This window comes from Caballeronia sp. LZ029 (assembly GCF_031451275.1).
GTDB classification, from domain to species: Bacteria; Pseudomonadota; Gammaproteobacteria; order Burkholderiales; family Burkholderiaceae; genus Caballeronia; species Caballeronia jiangsuensis.
The window spans coordinates 2357689-2380512 of sequence record NZ_JARUXO010000001.1 but is presented as its reverse complement, the minus strand read 5'-3'; the positions used below and the strand labels follow the sequence as shown (position 1 = coordinate 2380512).

The following is a 22824-nucleotide window of genomic DNA, read 5'->3' as shown; positions in this document are numbered from 1 at the left end:
CGGTCAGATCGCGAGCCAGAACGCGACGCCGCACAGCGCGACGACGAGCAGGCTCATACGATCGCGCGCCGCGAACACGATGGGATCGTCGTTCATTCTGCCGCGATGCGTGATAACCCATGTCCGGCTGAACCAGTAGAGCATCAGCGGACAGACCATCCAGATGAATTGCGGATGCCGGTAGAGCATCGTGGTGCGCTCGTCCTGGATATACAGCGCGAGCACGAGCACCGAGATATAGCCCGACGACGTCCCGAGCGACGACACGATCGAGAGATCGCTCGCCAGATAGCCGCGCCCACGGGCGCTGTCGCGGCCGGCCTTCATCATCGCGTGAAGCTCGGTGTAGCGCTTCACGAGCGCGAGGCTCAGGAACGCGAACATCGAAAAAGCCAGCAGCCAGAAGGTGAGCGGGATGTGGATCGCCGCGGCCCCGGCGACGATGCGCGTCGTGTAGAGCGCGGCGAGCACGACGACATCGATCATCACCTGGCGCTTGAGCGCGAGCGAATAGGCGAGCGTCAGCACGTAATAGCCGAGCAGGGCCGCGTTGAACTTCCACGACAGGAACGTGAGCGAGATCGAGAACGCGGCGGCAAGCAGGACAGGGCAGAGCGCCACGCCCCACGCGAGCGGCATCGTGCCGGCGGCGAGCGGGCGCTTGCGCTTCACCGGATGCTGGCGGTCGTCCTGGAGATCGAGCAGATCGTTGAGCAGATACACGCTCGACGCGCACAGCCCGAACGCGAAGAACGCGAGCACCGCGAACCCGATCGCAGTCGGCGATTTCAACTGATGTCCCGCGAGCAGCGGCACGAAAATCAGCACGTTCTTCAGCCACTGATGCAGACGCAGCGACTTTGCCCAGACCTTGAGCGTCGGCTGGCGATTCTCGAAGACCTTTTCGATGTTGTCGTGTTTCGACGCCGCGCGCACCACGCCCGCGTGCGGATTGACCACGTACGCGCGATCGGCGGCGGCCCAGACGGCGATGTCGTCGCGCGAATTGCCGACGTAGTCGAAACCCTTCTCGCCATACTCCGCGACGAGCCGGTCGCGCTTGCGATGCGAAGACAGATTCACATGCTCGTCGGTGGCGAACACGCGATCGAAGATGCCGAGATGCTCCGCGATCCGCTGCGCGAACGTCTCGTGGCTCGCCGTGGCGAGCGCGATCGTGCGGCCCGCGGCGCGCATCTCCCGCAGCCAGTTCACGACCTGCGTGTTGTAGGGCAGGGTCGTGACGTCGATGCTCACATGTTCAGCGAGCCGCGACTTCAGTGCGGGCTTGCCGCCGCTCGATAGCCATTGCAGCGGTTTGTAGAATCTCTGCGGAAACGACCTCAGGAAGGCGAATCCGCTCTCGACGAGAATGTCTGAGTGGATCAGCGTACCGTCGAGATCGACGACAATGGGCTTGTTCATACAATTCACGTCAGGTGATCGGTTAAGCCCACAGCGCGCCCAGTCCGAACCAAAGAAAAGACGCGGCAGAATCCTTCACGTGCTCGCGGAATTTAGCACAATCTGTAACAAGAAAAATTCGTCTTGCCGCGTTGTGTGCCATGCCGCGCGGTTGCCGAAACCCCCCACATTGAGCACAATCTTGGCGTCTTCCACTCGTCGATGCGGTCCGTTTTCCTTTCGTGGCGCGGACACCCCCTCTGTCCGATGAACGCGAACGCATCACCGATCACCCTCAGCATCTCCATCGTCGTCTACCGGCCCGATGCCGCGCTGCTCGCACGCACCATCGACACGCTCGAAAGCGCGCTCGCGCAGTTGCACGACGTCGCCGGGCGCCCGTGCCTGTATCTGATCGACAACGGCAATCCAGGCGAACTCGCCGATCTGCCCGCGCCGTCGGACGCCGAATTCGACACCGTGGTGCTTAAAGGGCACGGGAACGTCGGCTACGGGCGCGGCCACAATCTCGCGATTGCACGCGCCAACAGCCGCTATCACCTGATCCTGAACCCCGACGTCGAACTCAATGCGGACGGCCTGCGCCGCGCGCTCGCCTTCCTGCGCGATTCGCCCGAGACGGGCCTGCTCGCGCCGTGGATCGGCGGTGACGACGGCCGTCAGCAGTTTCTTTGCCGCCGCTATCCGACGGTGCTCGATCTCTTCGTGCGCGGCTTCCTGCCGTCCGCGCTGCGCAAACCCTTCGCGGGACGCCTCGCGCGCTACGAGATGCGCGATGTCATCGGCGAGACGAACATCGTGTGGGATCCGCCGATCGTGAGCGGCTGCTTCATGCTCTTTCGCACCGACGTGCTCGAATCGCTCGGCGGCTTCGATCCGCGCTATTTCCTCTATTTCGAGGACTACGACCTGAGCCTGCGCACGCGCCGCGTTGCGCGCATCGCCTATGTGCCGTCGGTGCGCATCCTGCATCACGGCGGCGGCGCGGCGAAGAAGGGCTCGGTGCACATCAAGCTCTTCGTCACGTCGGCGTACCGATTCTTCAACCGCTTCGGCTGGAAGTGGCTGTGAGCGATACCGGCCGACGCATCGCGATCACCGGCGCCAACGGGTTCGTCGGCCGCGCGGTGAGCCGTGGGCTGCTCGCGCGCGGCATCGGTGCGACAGGGCTCGTGCGGCGTGACGCGCAGTGCGAGCCGGGCGTCGAGATTCGCCATATCGACGGCCTCGAATCGATCGCGCCGGACGCGTTCGCTGGCTGCGATGCGGTGATTCACCTCGCCGCGCGCGTCCATGTGATGACCGACGCCGCGCACAAGAACGCCGAGGCGCTGCTGAACGCGTACCGCGCGACCAACGTCGAGGGCACGCTCGCCGCCGCCGAAGCCGCGCGGCGCGCCGGCGTCACGCGCTTCGTGTTGATGAGCAGCATCAAGGCGCTCGGCGAATGCGATCCGGGCCGACCGTTCACCGAGGACGACGAGCGCAATCCGCCCGATGCCTACGGCGTCTCGAAGGCCGAAGCCGAAGTGACGCTGCTCGAATTCGGCAGCCGCACGGGACTCGAAGTCGCGATCGTGCGGCCGCCGCTCGTCTATGGTCCCGGCGTGCGCGCCAACTTCCTCGCGATGATGCGCGCGATCGCACGCGGCATGCCGTTGCCGCTCGGCGCGATCGATGCGCGCCGCAGTCTCGTCTCCGTCGACAATCTGGCGAGCGCGACCATCGAATGCGCGCTCAATCCGGCCGCCGCAGGCCGCCTGTTCCATGTGACCGACGGCTACGATCCGAGCGTCGCCGAACTCGCGCGCAAGCTCGGCGAGCATCTCGGCAAGCCCGCGCGGCTCGTGCCGGTGCCGGCCGGACTCTTGCGCGGCGTCGCGCGCGTCGCTGGCAAGACTGCGCAGATCGATCGGCTGACCGGCAGCCTGCGGGTCGATTCGCGCCGCATCCGCGACACGCTCGGCTGGAACGCGCCGCAAACGCTCGACGAAGGCCTGGCCGCCACGGCCGCGTGGTTCCGTTCGACGCGCGGGCGATAACCGGTCCCGCGCCGTCGAAATGGCCGGTCGCGAACGTTAAAATACGCGCTGCTTCGACGCCGGCATTGCAAGGCGCCTGACAAACGTCGTCAGCGTGATTTTCCTTATTCTTCAGATATTTAAACTAAAACCCGGCGGTCGTTCGCGTATGCTTCGGGGTCGATAACTCAATAACATTGCATGCTGCATTCGTATTTTGAAGCTTCGCCGCTGCTGGCCGCGATGGCGGTGGCGGTATTGGCCTTCGCCGCGTGCGCGCTGATTCTGCGGACGCTCATTCGTACCGGCCTCGCGTGGCGCCTCGCCACCGATATCCCCAACGAACGCTCGTTGCACGAACGGCCCACGCCGCGCGTCGGCGGCTGGGGCATCGTGCCGGTCGCCGTGGTCGCGCTCATCGTCGCGGCGCCGTCGATGTGGCTGGTCGCGGCCTGCGCCGTCTTTCTCGCCGCCGTATCGCAGATCGACGATCGCCGGGGGCTGCCCGCGCGCGTGCGCTTCGCGGCGCACATCGTCGCGGTGGCGCTCGTCATCGTCGTGCATCCGGCGGACGTGCCGTGGTGGGCGCTCGCGCTCGTCGGCTTTCTGATGCTGTGGCTGGTCAATCTCTACAACTTCATGGACGGCTCGGACGGACTCGCGGGCGGCATGGCGCTGTTCGGCTTCGGCGGCTACGCGCTCGCGGCGCTCGCCGGACCCGCGCCGCAAGCCGATCTCGGCCTCGCGAGCCTCGCCATCGCGGGCGCGGCGGCCGGATTCCTGACCCTCAATTTCCATCCGGCCCGGATTTTTCTGGGCGATGCCGGGTCTATTCCGTTAGGGTTTCTCGCGGGCGCGCTCGGGTTTTGGGGCTGGCAACGGGGCGCATGGCCGGTCTGGTTTCCGGCGCTCGTGTTTTCGCCGTTCATCGCGGACGCCACGGTCACGCTGTTGTGCCGCCTTGCGCGCGGCGAAAAATTTTGGCAGGCCCACCGGGAGCATTACTATCAGCGCATGGTGCGCCTCGGATTGGGGCATGCGCGCACCGCAATCACGTGGTATCTGCTCATGCTGGCGGGCATAATGCTCGCAAACTGGGCGCTTCGTTTCTCTTTCGCGGGGCAGTGGGCGGCAGTTGCGGGCTGGGCAGTCGTGGTTGTGGCAGCGGGCGCGGTGGTCGACGCGCATTGGCGACGTCATGAGGCGCGCCATTCCGGACAATCTTGAGGGTCCAAGCTGATGAATCGAATAAAAGCTACATGGCTATCGGCGGGGGCGTTCGGCTTCGATCTCGTGGCCGTCGTCGGATCCTGGCTCATTGCTTATCTGTTGCGCTTCAACGGCGCGATTCCACATGACTTTCGCCAGGGCGCGCTCGCCGCGCTCATCTGGGTCGTGCCGGTGTACGCCATCGTGTTCCGCGTCTTCGGCCTGTATCGGGGCATGTGGGTGTTCGCGAGCCTGCCCGATCTGTTGCGCATCTCGAAGTCCATCGTCGTGGGCGCGCTCGTCGTGATGGTGGGCGCGGTGATGTCGCAGCCGATTCCGATCATTCCCCGCTCGGTGCTCATCGTTTCGCCGCTCCTGCTCTTCCTGTCGATGGGCGGCGCGCGCGCTCTCTATCGCGCGGGCAAGGAGTTCTATCTGTACGGCGGCCTCGTCGGGCAGGGCAAGCCTGTGATCGTTCTCGGCGCGGGCACAGCGGGCGCGATGCTCGCGCGCGAACTGGCGCGTTCCAGCGAATGGCGTCTCGTCGGCCTGCTCGACGACGATCCCGCCAAGCGCGGACGCGAAGTGCTCGGCCACAAGGTGCTCGGCTCGTTCAGCGAGCTCCCGCGCTTCGCCGAGCAGTTCAAGACGGATTACGTGATCATCGCGATTCCGTCGGCGTCGGTCGAGGAACAGCGGCGCGTTGCCACGTTGTGCGTGCGCGCCGGGGTCAAGGTGATGGTGCTCCCCGCGCTCAGCCAGTTGACGGCGGGCGAGGGCAACTTCCTGTCGCGCGTGCGGCAGATCGACCTCGAAGACCTGCTCGGCCGCGAGCCGGTGAAGATCGACATGCCGCACGTCGAGCAACTGCTGCACGGGCGCGTCGTGATGGTGACGGGCGCGGGCGGTTCGATCGGCTCGGAACTGTGCCGTCAGATTCTGCGTTTCTCGCCCGCGCAACTGGTCGCCTACGATCTTTCCGAGTACGCGATGTATCGCCTCATCGAGGAACTGCACGAGCGTTTTCCGGAATGCTCGGTGATTCCGGTCGTCGGCGACGCGAAAGACTCGCTGCTGCTCGATCAGACGATGGCGCGCTTCACGCCGCACATCGTCTTCCACGCGGCCGCGTACAAGCACGTCCCGCTGATGGAAGAGCAGAACGCGTGGCAGGCGGTGCGCAACAACGTGCTCGGCACATTGCGCGTCGCGCGCGCGGCGATGCGTCACGACGTGCGCCATTTCGTGCTGATCTCCACCGACAAGGCCGTCAACCCGACCAACGTGATGGGCGCGAGCAAGCGTCTCGCCGAAATGACGTGCCAGGCGTTGCAGCAATCCGCGCCGCGCACGCAGTTCGAGACGGTGCGCTTCGGCAACGTGCTCGGCAGCGCGGGCAGCGTGATTCCGAAGTTCCAGCAGCAGATTTCGAAAGGCGGCCCGGTGACCGTCACGCATCCGGAAATCACGCGCTTCTTCATGACGATTCCGGAAGCCGCGCAACTCGTGTTGCAGGCGTCGAGCATGGGGCGCGGCGGCGAAATCTTCATTCTCGACATGGGCCAGCCCGTGAAGATCGTCGATCTCGCGCGCGACCTGATTCGTCTCTACGGTTTCTCGGAAGAGCAGATCCGCATCGTGTTCACGGGCCTGCGCCCCGGCGAGAAGCTCTACGAAGAACTGCTCGCCGACGACGAAACCACCACGCGCACGCCGCATCCGAAGCTGCGCATCGCGCAGGCGCGTGGCGTGCCGAACGATTTCATCGACGCGTTGCTGCCCTGGCTCATGCAGCATCGCGTGCTCTCCGACGAGGAAGTGCGCCGCGATCTGCGCCGCTGGGTGCCGGAGTATCAGACGGCGACGCTGCCTGTTCTGCAAAGCGTCACGGCCGTGCAGACGGCGCGCGAGCGCGGCGCGGCGGGCTGACGCGCACGGTCACGCATGACCACGCTCGACGATGTTCATGCGCTGACCCACGCGGGCTCGCTGTTGTCGCCGGGCGGCGAGATCGTCGCGCCGTACGATCTCGAAGTCGCGCACGCCGATGCATCCGGTTTCGCGGACTTGCCCGCCGATATCCTGAACGCGGGCCGCGAATTCTTCGATGCGGACTATGCGCGTGCGCGCCGCGTGCATCTCGTCAACGCATTCGGCGTCACGCTCGGCGATTCCATCATCGGGCTATCGGCGCTCTTCGCGGTGAAGCGCCGTCATCCGCATCTTCGGTTCACGCTCTATCGTCCGGCGCGCGCGCCGCGCTACGTTCAGCGTCTCTACGCGCTCGCCGCGCCGGGGTTTGGCGATATTGTCGATTTGCCCGTGCCGCTCGCGAGCCTGCCCGCGAACGAACTCAGCATCGATATCGGCAATCAGCTTTTCTGGCCGCGCTTCGCTTCGATGCCGATGATCGATTTCTTCCTGTGGGCGATGGGCATCGCGCCCGAGAACATCGCCGCCAGCGACAAGCGCAATCGATGGCTCGCCGATGTGCCGCTGACACCCCTCGAAAGCGAGCCCTACGCGCTCTTCTGTCCGGACGCGAGCACGCCGGTGCGCAGCATTCCGGCGTCGGCGCGTGCGCGCATCGTCGCGCGGCTCGCGGACGAAACCGGCTTGCCGGTGCTGGGTTTCGGCGCGGTGGATCATCCGCGCTATCGGGATATCGCGCCGCTTTCGCGCGACACGGACGATTTCCTCGCGTGGATCGGACACGCGCGCTATCTGGTCACGGCGGATTCGGCGGCGCTGCATATCGCAGATGGCTTCGACGTTCCGACGACCGCGTTCTTCACGACGATTCCCGCCTTCATGCGCGCGCGGGATTACGCCAACTGCGTCGCGGTCGAATTCGCCTTGCCGCATCTGCAAGGCATTCACGCGAGCGCGCGGCCCGCCGATCTGGACGCGCTCGAACGCGCGTATCGCGACTACGACTGGCGCGCGATGCCGTTCGCACGCGAGGCATCGCTCAGTTCGAGTTCGGCTTGCCGCTCACCTGAAACGACGGCAGCCGCCCATACAGCTCCGCGACCCAGTCGATGAACACGCGCACGCGGCGCGGCTGATGGCGATTCGACGCATACAGCACCGACACCACGCGCGGATACGACGGATACTCTTTCAGCACTTCCCTGAGCGCGCCGCTTCGGATGAGCGGATCGAGTGTATAGCTCGAACTCTGGATCAGGCCGAGTCCCGTCACGCCTGCCGCGATATACGAATCGCCATCGTTCACGGCGATCTTGTGCTTCATCGCGACGATGCGCGTTTCGCCATCGACGACGAATTCCCAGTTGCGCACGCGGCCCGAGTTGTTGAGCACATAGCCGACGGCGAGGTGCTGTTCGAGGTCATCGAGCGACACCGGCTCGCCGTGCTTCTCGATGTATCCCGGCGACGCGCACGTGATCTGCGTATAAGCGCCGACGCGTTTCGCAATCAGCCCGACATCGCCGACCGCGCCCACACGCACGACGCAATCGACCGCTTCCTCGACGAGATCGACCTGCCGGTCCGTGAGCAGCAACTCGACGCCGATATCCGGATACGCCGCGAAGAATTCCGGCAGCGCGGGAATGATCGTGTTCTTCGCCATCACCGTCGGCAGGCTCACTTTGACGTTGCCCTTGGGACTGAGCTTCGAATGCGAGAGCGACGCTTCCATGTCGTCCACTTCGCCCAGCACGCGCACGCAGCGCTCGTAATAGGCTTCGCCGTCCTCGGTGATGCTGATGCTGCGCGTCGTGCGGTTGATGAGGCGCGCGCCGAGATGCGCTTCGAGTGCCTGGAGCGTGCGCGAGACGCTCGCGGGCGGCAGGCGCAGGGCGTCGGCGGCTTTGGAGAAACTGCCCGCCTCGACGACCCGCGCGAAGACTTTCATTGCAAGAAAGCGGTCCATGCTCGGGTTCCGGAAACGTGATCGCGCGCCGGCAAGGGCGCGCGCGAAAGGAGAGCGTGCGTTTTCAAGCGACGATCATACTTGGGATCGCCTCGACCGGACAGGCGATGAAATCAGATCCCGAGCCCCTGGCAGAGCCACCCCGAGTAGTGTTCGATCATGCGTTGAAACGGCGCGTGATGGCCGTAGGCGATCGACGACACGGCAAGCAGCCCGCAACCCGCGACGAGCGCGCGCGGCATCTTGCGCGGCTGATCGAAAACGCGCACGAGGAAGAGCGTGGCGATGACCGCGCCGAGCACCCAGCCCGCGACGACTTCCGCGGGCGTGTGCGCGTCCTGCATGATGCGGCTCGCGCCGATCGCCGCCGCGAGCGCGAGTCCGCCCGCCGCGCCCCATCGATACCAGCCGCCGCCGAAGCCGCCGAGCAGCAGTCCGCCCGCGACCGTATAGATCGATGCGGCGAGCATCGTGTGGCCGCTGATCATGCGCAACTGGATCGCGGCGATTTCGAAGCCGCAGCCGGCGTAGAGAATCTTCGACAGACCGACGAGCCCCATGCCGATCGCGAGCAGGATCGCCCAGCGCAACGCGAGGCGCGCGTCCACGGTGCGCAGCCACAGCGCGCAGACGAGGGCGAGCGGGAGCAAGAAAGCCGCGTCGCCGAGATTCGAAAGTGTCCAGAGTACCTTTGATTCCATGCGTGTCCGTTAGAGGCAGGCTGGCTCGCGGGCTCGATCGAAAGCGCTACGAACCATCGCCCAGTTTTCGGCGGCCGGCCAGCCGGTATTCGGTCGGCGATATCGACAGCCGCTTGCGGAAAATCTTCGCGAGACCATCGCCGCTGCCCGCGCCGCAACGCCGCGCGATCTTGTCGACGGGCAGATCGGTCGCGGCAAGCAACATGCAGCTCGCATCGAGGCGCGCGCGCAGCAGATATTCCGATGGCGTGAGCCCGATCTGCGCCTTGAAGCGGCGCAGGAAATTGCGCTCGCTCATCGCGGCGACGCGTGCAGCGTCGGTGATCGAGATCGGCCGCACGTAGTTCTCGCGAATCCAGCGCGCGGCTGTATCGATCTTCTGGCGCACGCCGCCGGCTTCGGTATCGTCGAGCACGGTGGCGAGTTTTTGCCATGCGCCCGGGATCGAACGCTCCGAGACTTCACGCGCGAGCGCCGCGCCGTGATCGCGCTTGATGATCGAAAGCGCCGCGGCGATCGGCCCTTTCGGATCGTCGAGCGTGAGCGTCTGCTCGGCGATGAAAAGCGGGTTCGACAACGCCGACGAAAGCGCGCGGTGCCCTGACTCTCCGGTGAAATCGAGCGAGCGGTTCTGCACGGTGAGATTAGCGGCGGCGAGAATGTGCGCGCCTTCGCCGATCGCCTTGATGAACGGAATCTTCGGCGCGACGCGGCCGAGCCGTTTTTTCAGCACGACGTCGTTGCGCGCATGACGGGCGCCGACGCCGCCCGCGATGAAGAGCGCGTCGCATTCGTTCGTCCAGCGCGTTTCGAGACCTTCCGTCCAGATGCGCATCGAGCAACTGCTCGCCACGCTGCCGCCTTCACTCGATAAAAACCGCAGCGAATAGTTCGGCGTTTCGGCGTGCTGGCCGGCTTCGGCGGGCATGTGAACCTGATTCGCGACCGAGAAGACCTCGGAGATCGAACTGACTTCGACGAGCGAAAAGTCCTCGAAGATCAGAATGCCGATCCGCTTCGCCGCGCTGGCCATATCGGCGGGCGGCGCGTCGGGCGCGACGGCGCGCACGACCTGAAGCCTGCCCGTACCATTGGCGTACACCATCGACTTCTCCCCGGTGCGGACTGAGGCCGGCGCTGTCACGCCTTGCCCGGGCCCGGTCCATGAAGGAACGTAAGTAACGGGAAAGTGAGCTTACATGGGTCGCACTATACGCGGCGCCCAACGGTCGCCGCGCCCCGAGTCCGAAATTGACGAACTGTTGGCAGATGATCTCGGTACGCGGGGAAAAGGCTCGCAGTCGGGCTGTCGTCTGATGAAATCGGGCGGTGCGATTGCGGCATCGCGCGCTCAAGAACGGAGCCTCGCGTACCGTTATCAAGGGAAGCAGTGATGATCGAAGGTTCTTGGCGGTAGGGCGGGCGGCGCGCAGCGATGCGCGCCGTTTGTCTTTCAGTGCGCGCTTTCGATGCGGATCAGCGGAAGTAGGCTTTCGTGTACTCGTGCACGTCGTCGAGCGCGAGCAAGTCGTCGGGCAGAAGCCATCGATAGTCGCTGTGCTGATCGAAGCGGCCGATCGGCACCTTGCCGCTCAGCGTCATCGTGTAGGCGAGCACGATGTAATGTGTGCCGATATCGCCGGCGCCCGCGAAGTTGTCTTCATACAGATGCTCGTACACGCCGAACAAACGCGAGGCCGAACGCTGCGCGCTCGCGACGCCGAGCTCGTTATGGACGATGCGCCGAAAAGCGGCGTCGAGCGTCTCGTTCTTGGTGATGCGCCCGCCTGGCACGAACCACGTGCCTTGCGCCGGCCGGTTGCGCCGATGTCCCAGGAGAATGCGCCGGTTGCCGTCGGTGACGATCAGGTCGATCGCCACGAGCGGCGTAAGCCGCACCACCGTCAGGAAGTCCGCGTTGCTCAGCATCGTTTCTCCGTGTTAGCCGTCGTGCGCAACGCAGACGATGCTGCCTGCGTCATCGTATGACCGTGCGTATGCGCACGCGCCGATGTGCTTCGTCCGAAGACGGCGAAGTTCGATTCTCAAGAGTGAAACAAGCAAGGCTGACGAGTTCGGCCATCACATGTATTTCCATAAGCGGCAAACCTGACCGATCCGCAAGCTCGTTCGACGCGTCGAAATCGTCGCCGCGCGAATTGCGAACGTGCGCGCGAATTGGGCGGCATTCGACCGAAGAATGAAAAAGTTTGATTGGACGATTCAACAAATAGTGTCACAGCGTGCGCTGCCGCAAAAAGACTAGTCGATGGCGGACCGGGACAGTCCCCTGGTCCCGCGCGCACGCGGGTTCGGCGCCGCCATTCGCATATTGCGGCACAGCATCCGGCCTCTTTTGAAAACACCGCATTATGCTCTTGAATAAAAATCGAAAGGGTCGATTTAAAATGGCTCGATTACCTGATATCCGATTAATGGAAAATCAGCGCCATTCAAGCGTCAATCCAATCTGACTTTTAAATGGGCGGCTGAAATATCTATTACATCCGGTTCCCAAATGTAACGGCAAACCCAAAATTTTCCGATTCTCACGATACGAACGTCCGCTTTTTCGCTGGCTCGACGTTTCAAATTTGAATCAATTTCTTTGATCCGACATGGCCGCCGAACCGCCCGGCGACCCGCACAGGGCCGTCGCTCGGGGCGCTGCGGCCGCGCGAATGTCCGATCTGGCGGCACCGCAATCGAATTGCGCTAAGCCCGTCCGGCAAAGTTTGTATGACAAATTGATTTGCCGTAATACATGCTTTGAAATCGGCATTCCGGAATCTGGGGAGCGATATCAATGTGCGCTCACCCTCACAGCGGAACAGATTCTGTGGTTTAAGCGCGAAAATCTAGAGCACAAAAAAGATTGTCTGCTTATTATTCAAGCCAGCGGATCGATTCCGCCAACACTTCGTTCCAATCGGTCACGGCAACCCGGCGAAGTTCGGGAAAGTCAATTGGTGCGCCGCAATGGCCGAGAAACTCTTCCGCGCCTTCCAGGAAGCAAAGCTGCAGAGGATGACCATGCCTTACGCCACTCTAGAACCCGCCGTCATGGGTTGGACACCTCCCGCGACGAAAGCCTCGCCGACCGAGGTCCGCCAGATCGCGATCTTGCTGTTCGACGGTTTTTCCCTGCTCGGCGCGGGGATCGTCGCGGAGGTCTTCCACATGGCGAACGAGTTCGCGTCGGCGAAGTCGCGGCCGGACTGCAGCTACGACGTGCGCTTTCTGTCCGTCGAGGGCGGCAACGTGGCGTGCTCGTCGTCGGTGCGCGTGTGGACGGACGGACTGGACGCACGCCACTACGGCGGCTTCGACGCGCTCTTCGTCGCGGGCGGCCGCGGTGCCGACGACGCCGCGAAGGACGATCGCATCATCGAATGGCTGCGCCGCGTGCAGTCGAAGACGACGGTCGTGCGCGCGATTTCCGAGGGCCGCAAGGTGCTCGACGCCGCGGGCATCGGCCAGGCGCAGGACTCGCAGGCGCGCTTCAACAACGCGATGCATCTCGTGCGCGACGAGCAGCAGGGCGACGCGGGCGACCGCTACGAGTCCATGAAGGGCGCACTGCTGATCGTGAAGCGCGATCTGGGTATCGACGTGTCGCGCAGCGTGGCCGAGCGTCTGATGCCCGGTTCCGCCGCGAAGCTCGTGTCGATTCTCGGCGACAGCGGCGCGGCGTCCGCCGGCGACAAGATCCGCGCGGCGGCGCGCTGGTTGCAGGACAACTGTGAACGGCCGATTTCGGTCGTCGATGCGGCGCAGGTGGCCGCGATGAGCGAGCGCAACTTTTTGCGCCGCTTCAAGATCGAGATGGGCATCACGCCATCCGATTATTTGTTGCAGGCGCGCCTCGCCGTGACCTGTGCGCTTCTGACCGATTCGGAATTGCCGGTCGACAAGATCGCGCGCAGAAGCGGCATGGGTAACGGCGACAGGCTCGCGAAGATTTTCCGCAAGCGTCTTCTGATCTCTCCGACGGAGTACCGGATGCAGAGCAGACGCGAGGCGAACGGCTGACCCGCGTGGAGTGTGACGTGGGCCGCTCTGACGCCGACTATGGCGAAAAGCGTCGGACCTTTGGCCGGACCCGATCGGTTCGGCATTTGATCATTTCCCGGACGGCATTGTCGTTCGAATGAATTTGCAGGCAGGAGTCCTCTATGACGAATGAAGCACGCACGAAGGGTGGGGTGGAGCAGGGAGCAGCAGGTGTGGAGGCAGGCCCGGCCAAGGTGGCCGGGCCGTGCCGCCGCCTCGTCCCTGTGATCCTCGCCGGCGGCTCGGGCACCCGCCTGTGGCCGATGTCGCGTGAACAGTTCCCGAAGCAATTGATCGGTGTCATCGGGCATGACTCGTTGTTGCAGGCTACGGTTGCGCGGCTGAAAGGCTTCGCGGGCGACTTCAAGGTGGACGGCGAGCCGATCATCGTGTGCGGCGAGGAGCATCGTTTCACGACGGAAGAGCAGACGCGCGAGAGCGGCGTCGATGCACGCATCATCGTCGAACCGGCGCGCCGCGACACCGCGCCCGCGCTCACGCTGGCGGCGCTCGCCGCGGTGAAGGACGGCGAGGACGCGATCATGGTCGCGATGCCGGCCGATCACTCCATCGCGGACATTCCCGCGCTGCATCGCGCCATCGCGATCGCGGCGGAACATGCGGAGCGCGGCGTGATCGCGACGCTCGGCATTCCGCCGACGCGTCCCGACACCGGCTTCGGCTACATCCGCCTGGGCGACGCGCTCGACGACGGCGCGCACAAGATCGATCGCTTCGTCGAGAAGCCCGCGGCGGAACTCGCCGCGCAATACGTCGCGGCGGGCACGTACTGGTGGAACAGCGGCATCTTCATCGTGCGTGCGAGCGTGTGGCTCGCGTCGCTCAAGAAGCTCAACGCCGACATGCATGCGGCCTGCTCGGCCGCCGCGCAGGAAGGCGAGGACGACGGCAAGTTCTTCCGTCCGCACGCCGCGCAATTCGGCCGCGCGCCGTCCGACTCGATCGACTACGCCGTGATGGAACACATCGGCACGCCGAGCAAGCCGTGCGACGGCGTCGTCGTGCCGCTCGTCGCGGGCTGGTCGGATCTCGGCTCGTGGGACGCCGTGTGGGACGCGATGGACAAGGACGAGTCGGGCAACGTCGCGAGCGGCCGTGTCGTGTTCGAAGGCGCGACGTCGAGCTATGCGCGCTCCGAAGGCGGACGGCTCGTCGCGTGCGTGGGCACGACCAACGTGATCGTCGTCGAGACGGACGACGCCGTGCTCGTCGCGGACCGTTCGCGCGTGCAGGACATCAAGGGGCTCGTCGCGCGCATTCGCGAGCAGCACGCGCCCGAAGCGGACACGCATCGCAAGGTGCGCCGTCCGTGGGGCTTCTACGATTCGATCGAGCACGGCGAGCGCTTTCAGGTGAAGCGCATCGTGGTGTCGCCGGGCTCGAAGCTGTCGTTGCAGATGCATCACCATCGCGCGGAGCACTGGGTCGTCGTGTGCGGCACGGCGCTCGTCACGCGCGGCGAAGAGCAGTTTCTGCTCTCCGAGAACGAATCGACGTTCATTCCGCTCGGCGTGCGGCATCGTCTGGAGAACCCGGGCAAGGTGCCGCTCGAGATCATCGAAGTGCAGTCGGGGAGCTATCTCGGCGAAGACGACATCGTTCGTTTCGACGATACCTACGGACGCCATTGAGCGCTCGAAGGGCAAGGGCATCACGGTTTGAGGCAACTGACTTCTTTGCGACGGCTTTCATTCGAAAAAGACGGGCTAAGGCGAGGAGGAGACTGAGGCGTGCGGTAAAGGGCTGATTGCGTTCCGGGGAAAAAAACATGCGCGATTTACAGGGATTGCTCGCGCGCCTGTTCGACGTCGTGATGATCGTCGGCGGCGCGGCAGTGGCGTCGCAAATCAGGTTCGAGTACATCGAGGCTCACACCTATTCGATGGCGTTCGTCGCGTTCGCGGCGGCGTTTTCGCTCGCCCTTTTTCCTGGCTTCGGCGTCTACCAGTCATGGCGCGGCCGCAGCAAGCTCCAGCTCGCCTGTCAGGTCTCGCTCGGCTGGCTCGTCGTGCAGGGCTGCGCGCTCGCGCTGATGTTCTCGCTGCATCGCCTCGACTATGTGTCGCGCCTCTGGTTCGCTTACTGGACCGCGATGTCCGGCGGCCTCATGATCGCCGGGCGCCTCATCACGCACGCGATCCTCGCGCACATGCGCAACGCCGGCCTGAATCTGCAGCAGGTGGCGATCGTCGGCAGCGGCAGGCATTGCGATGCGATCCTGCGCAAGATCGAGCGCTCGCAGGACACGGGCTTTCGGATGCGTGCGGCATTCAACGCGACGCCGGGCAAGGCGCGGCTCAACACGCGCGTGCCGGTGTATGACGACTTCGACGAATTCGTGAGCTTCGTGCGCACGCAGAACGTGCACGAGGTCTGGCTCGCGCTGCCGCTTTCCGAAGAGCCCACGATCCTGCGCTTCGTGAACGAATTCCGCGACGATCTGCTCAACGTGCGCTTCATCCCCGACGTGCGCAGCCTCGCGCTCTTCGAAAGCGGCGTGACCGATCTGCTCGGCCAGCCCGCGATCAATCTCGTCGCGTCGCCGCTGTCGGCGTCCGCGCAGTTGCAGAAGGAACTCTTCGACCGCGTGTTCGCGCTTGGCGCGATCATCGCCGTCTCGCCCGCGCTGATCTGCATCGCGCTCGCGATCAAGCTGACTTCGCGCGGGCCTGTGCTCTTCCGGCAAAACCGCAAGGGCGCGGATGGCCGCGTCTTCACCATCTACAAGTTCCGTTCGATGCGCATGCACACGGAACAGGCCGGGGTGCTCCGCCAGGCCACGCGCGACGATCCGCGCGTGACCCGTGTCGGGGCGTTCCTGCGCCGCACCAGCCTCGATGAGCTACCGCAGTTCTTCAACGTTCTGCGTGGCGACATGTCGGTCGTGGGCCCGCGTCCACACGCGCTCGAACATGACGACCTGTATCAGAAGGTCGTATCGGGGTATATCCATCGTTACCGGATCAAGCCAGGCATTACCGGCTGGGCCCAGGTCAACGGTTTTCGTGGAGAAACGGATCGGATCGAAAAGATGGAAGGACGCGTCGCTCACGATTTGTACTACCTGGGTAACTGGTCGTTCGGACTCGATATGAGAATCATCGCCGCAACGATCTTCAAGGGACTACGCCACACCAACGCTTACTGAAGCAGGGGACGACCATTATGCACAACCAACAACAACCGGGCACCAACTCCATGGCCGCCAACACCAACGTGTCGCGTATCTTCCGCCTCACGAGCCTGGCTGCGGCAGCTTCCATTTCCGTGATCCTGACGGGTTGCGGGCTCTCGCCGGGCATGCACATGGAAAAGCCGGCGCAGCTCGTCGAGACGTCGAACGATCAGGGCGATCCGGCCACCACGACCAACATTCCGATCACCACGATCGATGCCGCGCTCGTGAAGAAGATGCGCACCGCGCAGCCTTCCGCGGCGACCGATCCGAACGCCTCGCTCTACGGCAAGCCTGCGCCGTACAAGCTGGGCGTCGGCGACGTGCTGCAGATCACGGTGTGGGATCACCCGGAACTCGTCGCGGCGCTCGGCCAGCCCGCGAACCAGACGCGTACGTCGGATGCCGCGCCTGGTTTCGTCGTCGATGCGGACGGCAATCTGCAGTTCCCGTATGTGCCGGGTTCGCTGCATGTCGCGGGCAAGACCGAGACGCAGGTTCAGCGCGAGCTGTACACGCAGCTTTCGAAGGTCTTCGTGAAGCCGCAGGTGACGGTGCGCGTCGCGTCGTTCCGTGCGTCGCAGGTGTATATCGACGGCGACGTGCGCACGCCGGGCTCGCAGCAGATCAACGACATTCCGATGACGCTCACTGAGGCGATCGGCCGCGCGGGCGGCTTCGCGACGACGGCGGACCAGAGCCGCGTCACGCTGATCCGCGACGGCGTCACGTACAACATCAACATGGCCGGCATGACGGCGAAGGGCCGCAGCCCGTCGGACATCATGCTTCGCCCGGGCGATGCGCTGCGTGTCGATTCGCGCGACGAGAACGGCGTCTACGTGATGGGCGAAGTGACCAAGCCCGCCACCGTGATCCCGATGCGCAACGGCAAGCTCACGCTGTCGGACGCGATCTCGCAGGCGGGCAGCTTCAACCCGGAAACGTCGAACCCGCGCGAGCTGTACGTGATCCGCAACGGCGCGACGGACCAGCCGGAGGTCTACAAGCTCGACGCGCTCTCGCCGGTGTCCATGCTGCTCGCGAACAACTTCGAGCTGCAGCCGCATGACGTCGTCTATGTGGACAACAGCGGGCTCGTCCGCTTCTCGCGCGTGTTGAACCTGCTCTTGCCGGCGATCAACGCGGGTCTGACGGCCGCCGTGCTGACGAAGTAAATGCTTTGATCGCAGGCGTTTGACCGGCGCGCGCGGGGGCGCGCCGGAGCATCATTGTTCGACTCAAAAAATACAAGCGAGCGAGATCATGGCCATGAACTTTGACACGCGGTATACGGACATATCGACAGCCGACGAATTGCGGCTGTCCGATTATCTGGCCGCGGTGATGCGCAACTGGAAGCTCGTGACGCTCGTCACGCTCGCCGTGGTCGCGCTCGGAACCGCCTACGCCTACCTTGCGCCGCCGACCTACAAGGCGGACGCGATGATCCAGGTGGACGAGGCCAGCGGCAACAACGCCAAAACGAACGCCAGCGCCGAAGCGGTGCAGGCGGTCGTTCCGCAACTCACCGATACGAAGTCCGTTACCGCCGCGCAGATCGAGCTTCTGCGTTCGCGCCTCGTCATCGACGATACGGTGCGGCGTCTGCATCTCGACATCGGCGCGTCGCCGCGTTCGTTTCCGGTCGTCGGCAAGCTCGTCGGCAACGTGTTCTCGATGCTGAACAGGCCAGTGCCGCCGGGCTATCTGTCGCGCTTCGCATGGGGCGGCGAAGAGATCGACGTGCCGCTCTTCGACACGCCGAAAGCGCTCTACGACAGGAAGTTCACGCTCGTCGCGGGCGAGCATGGCGCATACGTGCTTAAGGATCCGGACGGTCTCGGCATTCTCACCGGCCACGTCGGTCAGGAAGCGTCGGGCATGACGCCGCAAGGCCTCATCACGCTCAAGGTCGACAAACTTACGAGCAAGCCGGGCGTGCAGTTCGACCTGCAACGCTTCTCGACGCTCACGACCATCGACCGTTTGCAAAAGCGCCTCACCGTGGCGGAGACGGCATTGCAGTCGGGCATCATCGGCGTATCTCTGGAAGGTAGTAATCCGAAGGAAATCGCGGCGATCGTCAACAACATCGCGAACCGCTATGTGCAGCAGGACACGCAGAAGCGCTCGGCCGAAGCCGAACACACGCTCGCGTTTCTGGAGCAGCAACTGCCGGTCGTGAAGAAGCAGCTCGACGAAGCCGAGCAGCGCTACAGCGCGTTCCGCAACAAGCAGGGCTCGGTCGATCTCTCCGAGGAGAGCCGGCTTCTGCTGCAACAGGTCGTCGACAACAAGACGAAGCTCACGGATTTGCAGCAACAGCGCGCCGAACTCTCGCTGCGCTTCACGGCGAATCACCCGTCGGTGCAGGCGCTCGATGCGCAGATCGCCGCGCTCACCGTCGCGCAAACGCGCCTCGGCAAGAACGTGTCGACGCTGCCCGATACCGAGCAGACCGCGCATCGCTACATGCGCGACGTGCGTTCGAGAACCGAGCTCTACACGAACCTGCTGAACAGCACGCAGCAACTGCGCATCGCGAAGGCGGGGCAGGTGAGCAACGTGCGCATCGTCGATCTCGCGCAGGCCGCCGACGATCCCGTGCGTCCGAAACGCGCGCTCGTGATCCTGATCTCGGCGGCCATCGGGCTCGTGCTCGGCATCATCGTCGCGTTCATTCGCAAGGCGCTGTATGGCGGCGTCGAGCGTCCGGAAGATATCGAACGGCAACTGGGCACGCGCGTGTTCGCGATCGTGCCGCGCAGCACACAGCAGCTTCGTCTGCAGCGGCAGGTCGGGATGCGCCGCGAAGGGCTGCACGTGCTCGCCGCGCAGGCGCCGGAAGATGCGGCTGTCGAAGGCATTCGCGGCCTGCGCACCTCGCTGCAACTGCAGCTTTCCGATGCGCGCAATAACGTCGTGATGCTGACCGGCTCGCGTCCGGAAGCGGGCAAGTCGTTCCTCTCGGCGAATCTCGCGACGCTCGTCGCCTCGACGAGAAAGCGCGTGCTGCTCATCGACGCCGACATGCGTCGCGGCGATATCCACTCGCACTTCGGCGTGCGCCATTCGCCCGGTCTCTCCGACGTGCTGATGGGCGCCGACGTGATGAGCACGATCCTGCACGACGTGCTGCCCGGCGTCGATCTGATTCCGAAGGGCTCGCTGCCGTCTCATCCGGCAGAGCTTCTCGCGAGCGACCGTCTCGGAGAAATTCTCGCCGAGCTGAAGCAGCACTACGATCTCGTGGTCATCGATACGCCGCCGGTGCTCGCCGTGACCGACGCGACCGTGATCGGCAGGCACGCGGGCACGAGCCTGCTCGTCGTGCGGCACGGCAAGAACCAGGTGCAGGAGATCGGCGAAACGATGAAGCGCCTGTATCACGGCGGCGTGCACATGAAAGGCGTGCTGCTCACCGATGTTCCGCAATCGAAGGTGCTGATGGGCAGCACGTACGCCGGCTATTACGGCTACGAAAGCATCGCGGAGTAAAGCCTCCGGCGCGCTTCAATACGGCGACTTGTAGATGTCGCGCGAGCGCGCCGCGGTCGGCGCCGGCGGATTCAGGCCCGGCGGCGCCGGATAGAGCGCCGCCGCCGCGCTTTTCGGCGCCATCATCGCCTTGGCGTCGGCCTTGTGTCCGCTCGGACGCAGCCGCGCGCCGCCCGCGGGATTCCCCACGTAACCGTTCTGCTGCGCGAGCAGCTTGTCTGTCGGCGATGCATCGTCGGCATGGGCGGCCGAGGACGCGAGCGCGGTCATCGCCAGCGACAAGAGCACCGTGCCTAGCGCATGTTTCATGACGTCTCCTCCGGGTTTGTCGGACGCGATGACGGCGAGCCGCGCACGCATGAACACAGGATATTGCGCGCTGCCGCCCGCCGACGCCAAAAACCGTGCACGAGCGGCCATTCACCCGATGCACCCGAGTTTTACGCGCGACGAAAGCGGGCGTCGTTATAATCGCCGTCCGACCTGGTTTTTAGGCTGTCCGTCCGTGAAAAAGCTCATCGCTATTGCACTCGCTCTCGCACTCGCTTCGGTTGTCCTCACCGCCTGCTCGTCCGCCGAGAAGGAGCAGCAGAAGGAACGCACGTTCCTGCTCTCGCAGCAGACGCTCGACGACGCGCAACGCAACGCGACCGTCTCGTGCCGCGACGCCGCGCAATGCGATGCGGCCTGGAAGCTGACGAAAACCTATGTCGAGCAGAATTCGAAGGAACGCCTGACCCGCGCCGACGATGCCGCCATCGAAACGGAGATGCCTTCGGGTTCCGGCAAGCCGGTGTTCTCGGCGACGCGCATCGCGAACGGCAACGGCGCGACGATCTCGCTCTTCGCGCAATGTAAGGACATGTACGGCGATGAACGCGCGCGCGGCTCCGATTTCAACGACTGCGCGACGAAAATCATCTCCGTGCAGAACGGCTTCGCGCAGTATCTGAGGGCGCATCTGCCCGCGCAGTGAACCTGACGCGCTATTGTGCGGGCAGCGTGCCCGGCGCGCGCGGCGCATTCGCCGGCAGGATTTCCGGTAACGGTTCGTCCTGCGGGCGCATGTCGGGCGGCGTGCCGAACCACGGCGGTCTCTGCGGCGGCTGATACCCGGCCGCTTCGGCGGCGCGCATCTGCATGACGTGCGCGATGCGCGCATACGTCGCGACGACGAGTCCGAGCGCGACGCCGAACACGACGCCCGAGAAGCGGTCGCCGAGCGGATTGCCGCCGATCGACGTCGCGGGCAGCGCCGCGAGCACGAAGAGCGCGCGTCCGAGCACGGGCAGATGCGGCGCATCGGGCGCGCGATGCCGCCACGCACGGTAGGCCATCGAGCCGCGCCAGAGCGCCCACAGCACGGCGAGCGGCAGCGCGAGACCGAACAGCACGCCGCCCGCGAAGAACTGATAGACCCAGAAGTCGTGGCCGGCCGCCCAGATTCTGATCGCGTAGAAATCCTTCTCGCTGATCATGCCCGCGAGATCGGGCAAGTACAACGGCGAATAGCGATAGTCGTGTCCGTATCCCATGCCGACCATCGTCGAGAGCGTCGAGGATGTCGTCTGATCGACCTGATCCTTCATTTCCGCGAGACGCGCGATCGTGACCGGATCGCGTGCGACTGGCACGTCCTTCGCGAGCGACATGTGCTGCATGAACTGCTGGGCGACGGTCGGGAAGAACGTGGCCGTTGCGGCCGCCATCGCGCCGAGCAGCGTCAGAATCGCGATCGCGCGCAGGCCGGCGGTGAAGAAAGGCCGGATCGAAGGCGCGGCGAGCCACGTCGCGTAAGCAATGAGCAGCACCGTGCCGACGAGCAGGCCGGGCGTGGCGCAGACGATTTCCACGGCGATCGTCGCGAGAAAGAGCAGCGCGGCGAGCTTCGCGATGCGCTGCGCGAAGACGAACTCGTGCAGCAGCAGCCCTTGCAGACAGAGGAACGTGACCGGGACGACGTGCATGCTCATGTTCCCGGTTCCATCCGACATCGCCATGTCGAAGCCGACGCCGAACACGAGCGATGCGATCAGCGAGCCGATCATCGCGCGCTCGATCTGTTCGAGCCGCTGCGCATCCCACGGACGGCAGCCGACGAAATAGCCGAGCAGCATCAGCAGAAACGGCAGGATCACGCGCGCGTAGTTGCCCGCGTCGTTGCCTTGCAGCAATTGCGTGGCGACGCTGCCGAAGATCGTCAGCAGAAAGAGCGAGGTGACGAGCGTGCGCATGCGCGAACGGCGCGCGAAGCGCGGCGCGATCAGCAGAATCGCGCAGGCGGCGCCCATCGAGGTCACGGTGAGCAGAATGTCGACCGTCCTGCTGGCCGCCTCCACGCCCTTGAAGTCGAACGCAAGCGGAAGCAGGCAAAGCCATATCCAGACGACGGCGAACTTGTTCCGCATGACGACCCCGGGAACCCCATTTTTTGCGTCGAATATATCAGCGGCTTTTATCGCGCGCCGTTGCGGCGGCGTCAGGCGCCTAGTCTTCGGCGTGAAACGACGGACGCGCATGTGCGCCGCACCACGCATCGTTGGGCGCGTTTCTTCGTCGCGCGCCCCTGTCCGCAAAGCACGGGATTCTGGCGGATCGTCCCCGATTTGCGGACCGAAGATTGAATGGCCGGAAGCGACATGTTCCGGCGTGAGACCACTCAATACGTGCGATGTGCGTGCACGTGCCGATACGAGGTAACCCGGTTTCGGGGTAAGCAGGCCCACGAGGACGCGCGGTTCCGCCGCGCGAGCCACTCGACAACAAACGACCCTCGCAGAAGGGAAACGGCATGGGCTTGTTCGGCGCAACACGCAT

Annotated in this window: 18 protein-coding genes; 11 read left to right on the top strand and 7 right to left on the bottom strand. The window is 64.6% G+C overall.

Annotated features, from left to right (window positions below; all coding sequences use genetic code 11):
* Nucleotides 1-3 precede the first annotated feature (3 nt).
* On the bottom strand, nucleotides 4-1425 hold the full coding sequence (locus tag QCE73_RS11270) for a UbiA family prenyltransferase (protein WP_035500909.1): 1422 nt from the start codon (nucleotides 1423-1425) through the stop codon (nucleotides 4-6).
* 246 nt (nucleotides 1426-1671) lie between these two features.
* Between QCE73_RS11270 and QCE73_RS11265 the strand changes: the two genes are divergently transcribed.
* The 5 genes from QCE73_RS11265 (at nucleotide 1672) to QCE73_RS11245 (ending at nucleotide 7700) form a co-directional block, all read left to right on the top strand.
* Nucleotides 1672-2496 (top strand): glycosyltransferase family 2 protein, encoded by an 825-nt coding sequence (locus QCE73_RS11265; RefSeq protein WP_035500911.1) that lies wholly within the window; start codon nucleotides 1672-1674, stop codon nucleotides 2494-2496.
* Nucleotides 2493-3467, top strand: coding sequence for an NAD-dependent epimerase/dehydratase family protein (locus QCE73_RS11260; protein WP_309881239.1), 975 nt, complete (start codon nucleotides 2493-2495; stop codon nucleotides 3465-3467). The genes QCE73_RS11265 and QCE73_RS11260 overlap by 4 nt, the downstream gene beginning before the upstream one ends.
* A 180-nt stretch (nucleotides 3468-3647) precedes the next feature.
* Nucleotides 3648-4673 carry a glycosyltransferase family 4 protein gene (locus QCE73_RS11255; RefSeq protein WP_309881237.1) on the top strand — a complete coding sequence of 342 codons (1026 nt, stop codon included), beginning with the start codon at nucleotides 3648-3650 and terminating at the stop codon, nucleotides 4671-4673.
* Between the two features lie 12 nt (nucleotides 4674-4685).
* Complete coding sequence (locus QCE73_RS11250) at nucleotides 4686-6584, top strand: nucleoside-diphosphate sugar epimerase/dehydratase (protein ID WP_035500915.1); 1899 nt, start codon at nucleotides 4686-4688, stop codon at nucleotides 6582-6584.
* A 15-nt stretch (nucleotides 6585-6599) separates the two neighbouring features.
* A complete protein-coding gene (locus QCE73_RS11245; protein ID WP_309881236.1) occupies nucleotides 6600-7700 on the top strand; it encodes an ADP-heptose--LPS heptosyltransferase in 1101 nt (366 codons plus the stop codon).
* On the opposite strand, the gene QCE73_RS11240 is transcribed toward QCE73_RS11245, so the two are convergent.
* The 4 genes from QCE73_RS11240 to QCE73_RS11225 all read right to left on the bottom strand — a co-directional run bounded on the left by QCE73_RS11240 (nucleotide 7627) and on the right by QCE73_RS11225 (nucleotide 11186).
* Nucleotides 7627-8556 carry a LysR family transcriptional regulator gene (locus tag QCE73_RS11240; RefSeq protein ID WP_309881235.1) on the bottom strand — a complete coding sequence of 310 codons (930 nt, stop codon included), beginning with the start codon at nucleotides 8554-8556 and terminating at the stop codon, nucleotides 7627-7629. The two genes, QCE73_RS11245 and QCE73_RS11240, sit on opposite strands and share 74 nt — an antisense overlap.
* A gap of 113 nt (nucleotides 8557-8669) precedes the next feature.
* On the bottom strand, nucleotides 8670-9257 hold the full coding sequence (locus tag QCE73_RS11235; protein WP_309881234.1) for a phosphatase PAP2 family protein: 588 nt from the start codon (nucleotides 9255-9257) through the stop codon (nucleotides 8670-8672).
* Between the two features lie 46 nt (nucleotides 9258-9303).
* Nucleotides 9304-10362, bottom strand: coding sequence for a helix-turn-helix domain-containing protein (locus QCE73_RS11230; protein ID WP_309881232.1), 1059 nt, complete (start codon nucleotides 10360-10362; stop codon nucleotides 9304-9306).
* 371 nt (nucleotides 10363-10733) lie between these two features.
* Nucleotides 10734-11186, bottom strand: a complete 453-nt coding sequence (locus QCE73_RS11225) for a GDP-mannose mannosyl hydrolase (RefSeq protein WP_309881230.1) — start codon at nucleotides 11184-11186, stop codon at nucleotides 10734-10736.
* Between the two features lie 1104 nt (nucleotides 11187-12290).
* On the opposite strand from QCE73_RS11225, the gene QCE73_RS11220 reads away from it, so the two are divergent.
* The 5 genes from QCE73_RS11220 to QCE73_RS11200 all read left to right on the top strand — a co-directional run bounded on the left by QCE73_RS11220 (nucleotide 12291) and on the right by QCE73_RS11200 (nucleotide 20007).
* A complete protein-coding gene (locus tag QCE73_RS11220) occupies nucleotides 12291-13289 on the top strand; it encodes a GlxA family transcriptional regulator (RefSeq protein ID WP_035500959.1) in 999 nt (332 codons plus the stop codon).
* 143 nt (nucleotides 13290-13432) lie between these two features.
* Nucleotides 13433-14962 (top strand): mannose-1-phosphate guanylyltransferase/mannose-6-phosphate isomerase, encoded by a 1530-nt coding sequence (locus QCE73_RS11215; protein ID WP_222946537.1) that lies wholly within the window; start codon nucleotides 13433-13435, stop codon nucleotides 14960-14962.
* A 137-nt stretch (nucleotides 14963-15099) separates the two neighbouring features.
* Entirely contained in the window at nucleotides 15100-16479 is a 1380-nt protein-coding gene (locus tag QCE73_RS11210; protein WP_035500924.1) for an undecaprenyl-phosphate glucose phosphotransferase, read from the top strand.
* Between the two features lie 50 nt (nucleotides 16480-16529).
* Nucleotides 16530-17684 (top strand): polysaccharide biosynthesis/export family protein, encoded by a 1155-nt coding sequence (locus QCE73_RS11205; RefSeq protein ID WP_035500925.1) that lies wholly within the window; start codon nucleotides 16530-16532, stop codon nucleotides 17682-17684.
* An 88-nt stretch (nucleotides 17685-17772) separates the two neighbouring features.
* Nucleotides 17773-20007, top strand: coding sequence for a polysaccharide biosynthesis tyrosine autokinase (locus QCE73_RS11200; RefSeq protein ID WP_309881226.1), 2235 nt, complete (start codon nucleotides 17773-17775; stop codon nucleotides 20005-20007).
* Between the two features lie 15 nt (nucleotides 20008-20022).
* Here QCE73_RS11200 and QCE73_RS11195 read toward each other — a convergent pair whose 3' ends face one another.
* Nucleotides 20023-20316: a hypothetical protein gene (locus tag QCE73_RS11195; RefSeq protein WP_309881225.1), complete on the bottom strand. Its 294-nt coding sequence runs from the start codon at nucleotides 20314-20316 to the stop codon at nucleotides 20023-20025.
* Nucleotides 20317-20512: 196 nt separating this feature from the next.
* On the opposite strand from QCE73_RS11195, the gene QCE73_RS11190 reads away from it, so the two are divergent.
* Nucleotides 20513-20983 (top strand): hypothetical protein, encoded by a 471-nt coding sequence (locus tag QCE73_RS11190; protein WP_309881223.1) that lies wholly within the window; start codon nucleotides 20513-20515, stop codon nucleotides 20981-20983.
* A gap of 10 nt (nucleotides 20984-20993) precedes the next feature.
* Here QCE73_RS11190 and QCE73_RS11185 read toward each other — a convergent pair whose 3' ends face one another.
* Nucleotides 20994-22415: a hypothetical protein gene (locus tag QCE73_RS11185; protein WP_309881222.1), complete on the bottom strand. Its 1422-nt coding sequence runs from the start codon at nucleotides 22413-22415 to the stop codon at nucleotides 20994-20996.
* Between the last annotated feature and the right edge of the window lie 409 nt (nucleotides 22416-22824).

Bases quoted from the DNA above. Each gene is read 5' to 3' on its own strand.
- QCE73_RS11225 (WP_309881230.1), bottom strand. From the start codon at position 11,186: ATGCTGAGCAACGCGGACTTCCTGACGGTGGTGCGGCTTACGCCGCTC.
- QCE73_RS11220 (WP_035500959.1), top strand. From the start codon at position 12,291: ATGCCTTACGCCACTCTAGAACCCGCCGTCATGGGTTGGACACCTCCC.
- QCE73_RS11245 (WP_309881236.1), top strand. From the start codon at position 6,600: ATGACCACGCTCGACGATGTTCATGCGCTGACCCACGCGGGCTCGCTG.
- QCE73_RS11255 (WP_309881237.1), top strand. From the start codon at position 3,648: ATGCTGCATTCGTATTTTGAAGCTTCGCCGCTGCTGGCCGCGATGGCG.
- QCE73_RS11265 (WP_035500911.1), top strand. From the start codon at position 1,672: ATGAACGCGAACGCATCACCGATCACCCTCAGCATCTCCATCGTCGTC.
- QCE73_RS11250 (WP_035500915.1), top strand. From the start codon at position 4,686: ATGAATCGAATAAAAGCTACATGGCTATCGGCGGGGGCGTTCGGCTTC.
- QCE73_RS11240 (WP_309881235.1), bottom strand. From the start codon at position 8,556: ATGGACCGCTTTCTTGCAATGAAAGTCTTCGCGCGGGTCGTCGAGGCG.
- QCE73_RS11195 (WP_309881225.1), bottom strand. From the start codon at position 20,316: ATGAAACATGCGCTAGGCACGGTGCTCTTGTCGCTGGCGATGACCGCG.
- QCE73_RS11230 (WP_309881232.1), bottom strand. From the start codon at position 10,362: ATGGTGTACGCCAATGGTACGGGCAGGCTTCAGGTCGTGCGCGCCGTC.
- QCE73_RS11270 (WP_035500909.1), bottom strand. From the start codon at position 1,425: ATGAACAAGCCCATTGTCGTCGATCTCGACGGTACGCTGATCCACTCA.
- QCE73_RS11200 (WP_309881226.1), top strand. From the start codon at position 17,773: ATGGCCATGAACTTTGACACGCGGTATACGGACATATCGACAGCCGAC.
- QCE73_RS11210 (WP_035500924.1), top strand. From the start codon at position 15,100: ATGCGCGATTTACAGGGATTGCTCGCGCGCCTGTTCGACGTCGTGATG.
- QCE73_RS11235 (WP_309881234.1), bottom strand. From the start codon at position 9,257: ATGGAATCAAAGGTACTCTGGACACTTTCGAATCTCGGCGACGCGGCT.
- QCE73_RS11215 (WP_222946537.1), top strand. From the start codon at position 13,433: ATGACGAATGAAGCACGCACGAAGGGTGGGGTGGAGCAGGGAGCAGCA.
- QCE73_RS11205 (WP_035500925.1), top strand. From the start codon at position 16,530: ATGGCCGCCAACACCAACGTGTCGCGTATCTTCCGCCTCACGAGCCTG.
- QCE73_RS11185 (WP_309881222.1), bottom strand. From the start codon at position 22,415: ATGCGGAACAAGTTCGCCGTCGTCTGGATATGGCTTTGCCTGCTTCCG.